This is a genomic window from Actibacterium sp. D185-2, assembly GCF_054954595.1.
The window spans coordinates 1-3,816 of record NZ_JBPWNX010000046.1 but is presented as its reverse complement, the minus strand read 5'-3'; the positions used below and the strand labels follow the sequence as shown (position 1 = coordinate 3,816).

The 3,816-nt window shown below is 62.4% G+C and carries 4 protein-coding genes; all 4 read left to right on the top strand.

What is annotated here, in order from left to right; genetic code table 11:
* Window positions 1-398 (top strand): hypothetical protein (locus ACSR1C_RS20380; RefSeq protein ID WP_460260838.1); only part of this gene is annotated, 398 nt, incomplete at its 5' end.
* Between the two features lie 2 nt (window positions 399-400).
* Window positions 401-2,542, top strand: a complete 2,142-nt coding sequence (locus ACSR1C_RS20375) for an AAA family ATPase (protein ID WP_460260839.1) — start codon at window positions 401-403, stop codon at window positions 2,540-2,542.
* Between the two features lie 97 nt (window positions 2,543-2,639).
* Window positions 2,640-2,915, top strand: a complete 276-nt coding sequence (locus ACSR1C_RS20370) for a hypothetical protein (protein ID WP_460260840.1) — start codon at window positions 2,640-2,642, stop codon at window positions 2,913-2,915.
* A 23-nt stretch (window positions 2,916-2,938) separates the two neighbouring features.
* Window positions 2,939-3,619, top strand: a complete 681-nt coding sequence (locus ACSR1C_RS20365; protein ID WP_462596932.1) for a TetR/AcrR family transcriptional regulator — start codon at window positions 2,939-2,941, stop codon at window positions 3,617-3,619.
* Window positions 3,620-3,816: the final 197 nt, after the last annotated feature.

Below are 3,816 nucleotides of genomic sequence, written 5' to 3'. Positions count from 1 at the left end.
CTCAGGCCGCTCGCAGCCCTTCAGAAGTTCGTCCAGCAGTTCTTTGGAAATCGTCATCGTCCTTGCTCCTCTCAGGAAGCATGGACCAAACCGAAGTTACACAGAAGATCGGACACTCTCTCATGGTCATGACCGACAAGGAAAAACCCGGGCTGGTGCCGAAATGGGTGGCGTCGCTTGCGCTGTTCTCGGGTCTGTCGTTCCTGCCGCTGACCTTCCTGCCCTACTTCAAGACAGGCATCTTCGCACTGAACGGCTACTGGTCCTTCCATGTCGCCTTTATCAGCTATGGCCTGTTCACCTTCGCCTTCGGTCCGTACATGGTGAAGGACATCAAGCGCGTGCGCATCCCTGCGGTTCCGGGCATTGGCCAGGCCATCAGTCGCGGTCAGAAATGACGATGGCTGACGACGCTTTTGCGGTGTTCACGCTTTCCGCCCCTCCCGCCACATCCGGCGGGAGGGGCGATCACGTTGCGCTGAACCCTAACGATATGGCGGCGCGGGGCTGGAGGGACGGCGATTACGTGATGGTCACAGCGGTGGCGCGGGCGGCTGGCCGCCTTGTGGCGCATAAGGACATCGCGCGGGGACATCTTGCCCTCGCTCCGATGCTTGGCGCGGCGACCGGCGCGGCGACTGGCGCAGGAACGAGCGCAGTAACTATCGAAGCGGCGCAGCCGACACCTGCCACGCGCATCGTGTTTGGCGTCGTGGACCGTGAACCCTCGGCAAAGGGCGGCGCTTTGGCGCGCTTCTTTGGTACCGAAGACGGCGCTACGTCCCGGCCCATACCTGTTCCCGACATGCACACGCTCAATGAGCGTGTGCTGATGCGCGGCTCCCTGATCGAGCAGGACGGCGCGTGTCTGCGTGTGGTCGAAACCGTGCCGTCCGGGCCGGTCCTGGTCGATCGGGAGACGTCGATTTCCATGGTCGATCCCCGCAACAGGCGGGTGTCCTATCAGGATGTCGGCGGCCTCTCCACCGAGATCGCCCGTATCCGCGAGATGGTCGAACTGCCCCTGCGGCGCCCCGAAATCTTCGCGCAGCTTGGCGTCGAGGCGCCGCGCGGGTTGCTGCTCTATGGTCCCCCGGGCTGCGGCAAGACCCTGATCGCCCGCGCCATCGCCCAACAGACCGATGCCTTCTTCCTGTCGATCAACGGCCCCGAAGTCATCCAGAAACATTATGGCGAGTCCGAGGAGGTCTTGCGAAAAGTCTTTGAAGAGGCACAGAAACACCCCGCCACCATCCTGTTCATCGACGAGATCGATGCCCTTGTTCCGAACCGGGAAACGGTGCTGGGAGAGGTCGAAAAGCGGGTCGTGGGCCAGCTTCTCGCGCTGATGGATGGCGTGACCTCGCGCGGCAAGGTGGTGGTCATGGCCGCGACCAACCTGCCCAATGCGGTCGATCCGGCGCTGCGGCGGCCGGGCCGCTTTGACCGCGAGATTTCGATCAACCCGCCGACCAAGGCGGGACGGCGTGAAATCCTCGACATCCACACGCGGTTCATGCCCCTGTCTGCCGATGTGGATCTGGAGCGGGTGGCCGCCGTGACGCATGGCTTTCTGGGGGCCGATCTGGCCGCGCTTTGCCGGGAGGCGGGCATGGCCAGCGCGCGCGACAGTCAGAGGGGCGATACGCGCGCGCCGCTTTTTGTCACGATGGCGCATTTTCAGGACGCGCTGGCAAGTTTTCACCTGTCCACCATCCGCGAACTCTCAACGGATATCGCGGAGACCCAATGGGACGATATCGGGGGGCTGGCGGAGGAAAAGCACCTGCTGCAACAGGCGATCGACTGGCCGCTGCTCTACAGCGCCCGGTTCAGACATGCTGACGCCCATGCGCCCAAGGGCATTCTGCTGACCGGCGGATCGGGAACGGGCAAGACGTTGCTGGCGCAGGCGGTCGGCACGACGACGGAGGTGAATTTCATCGTCGCGCGCGGCCCCGAGCTTCTGTCCAAATGGGTGGGCGAATCCGAACGCGGCATCCGCGACGTGTTCCGCCGCGCCCGCCAGTCGGCGCCCTCGATCCTCTTTTTCGACGAACTCGACGCGATTGCGCCGACCCGCGGCAAGAGCACCGGCGATGGCCAGATCGGCGATCGTATGGTCGGTCAGTTCCTGCTTGAACTCGACGCGATTGATGGCAGCTCCGGGGTCGTCGTCCTGGCCGCCACCAACCGGCCCGATATCATCGACCAGGCGTTGCTGAGGCCGGGACGGTTCGATCTTGTCATCGACCTGCCGGAGCCTGACCGGGACGCACGTCTTGCCATTCTCAAGGTGCACTGCCAAAACGCTCCCCTTGACGGGGATGTCGATCTCGCCCGCATCGCCGAGGCGGCCCAGGGCCTCAACGGCGCGGATCTGGCGGCGCTCTGCCAGAGGGCCAAGATGCAGGCGATAGCGGCGTCGATCGAGGCTCAGCAGGGCCAGGATTTCGCACCCTTCCCGATTTCGGCCGCCCATTTCGACGCGGCGTTGAAGGCGGTCAGACACAGCAAGCATCCGGGTGAAAACAAAAGATGAGAGACCAGTGCATGGGCGGCGATCCGGTGACTGGCCCACCGCCCGTGACAAACCCCGCGTCAAACACGGTTTTCACGACATGAAAGAGGCATATTGAATGGAAGTGTTCGTTACACTCGTCGTCCAGCTCGCCATGGGCATCTTTGGCGGCCAAATGATCAGCACCAATCGTAAATGGGAAGACATCAGACAGACGGTCAAAATCACCGCCGGGGGCGCCGGAGGGCTTGTTCTCGGTCAGGTGGTCGGTATGATCGTCGGTAACGAAAACTCGTTTTTCGCGATGCTGGGCGATGCGGGTGGCGGCCTTGCTGGCGGTGCGATCGTCACGGCCATCGTCGTGGCGATCATCAGGAAATTGCGCGGCCGCTGAAATGAGCACGGCGCCGACTCGTCATTTGGCGGGGCGGTCCAACGAAAGCAGGAGACTCACTCATTTCTAGAGCGAAAACTGCGGAAAATTCGGGCGTCGAGGACACCCCCGCAAGCACCAAGGGCGAGGCAGCGGCGGAACGCATTCTGGACGCCGCGTTCCGCTCGATCGCGACGCACGGCTGCGGCGCGGTCACCCTGCGCGGGATCGCCGAGGAGGCCGGCGTCGTGCTCAGCCAGCTCAGCTACTATTACGGCAACAAGGACAGCCTCTTTGCCGCGGTTCTGGGGCGCATGCAGCAGGGCTATATGGAGGGCCTCGACACCCGGATTCGCGGGCATGATACCCTGGCCGGGCGGATCGGCGCGCTTGTCGACTACAATGCTTTTATTCTCGATGACAGCCCCGACACCTACCGGAACTTCCTGGAGTTTTTCAACTTCGCGATGAGCTCGCCGAACTTCCAGGCACAGGTCGCGAATTTCACCTCGGGCGTTGCGGCGATCATCCAAAGTCGTATTGATCATCACGAGCCCGACACCGGGGACGAAGACAGGTTCCCGGTCGCCACGGTCACTCGCTTCATCCTCTCCGCATCATTTGGAATCGCCCTGCAGCACTTCCTGAGCCCGCAGAACGAGGACATCCGCAGAGGCTTCGACATGATCAAGGCAATGGCAAAAAAGCTGACCCAGGAGCAGTAAAATGGACAGAGCAAGCGGCACGGTGTCGGCCAGCACTTCGCGGGCGGGTGGCGTTTCGGTTGCAAATGCGGTCCCTGGGTAATCCCCCCCGAAAGTAAGGGGCTGCATAAGTAGAATTTTCTCGGCAAGATGAACGAGGAGATTTCGAATGAAGACAAGCAGATACACTGAGGCTCAGATTATCGCGATCCTGCGGC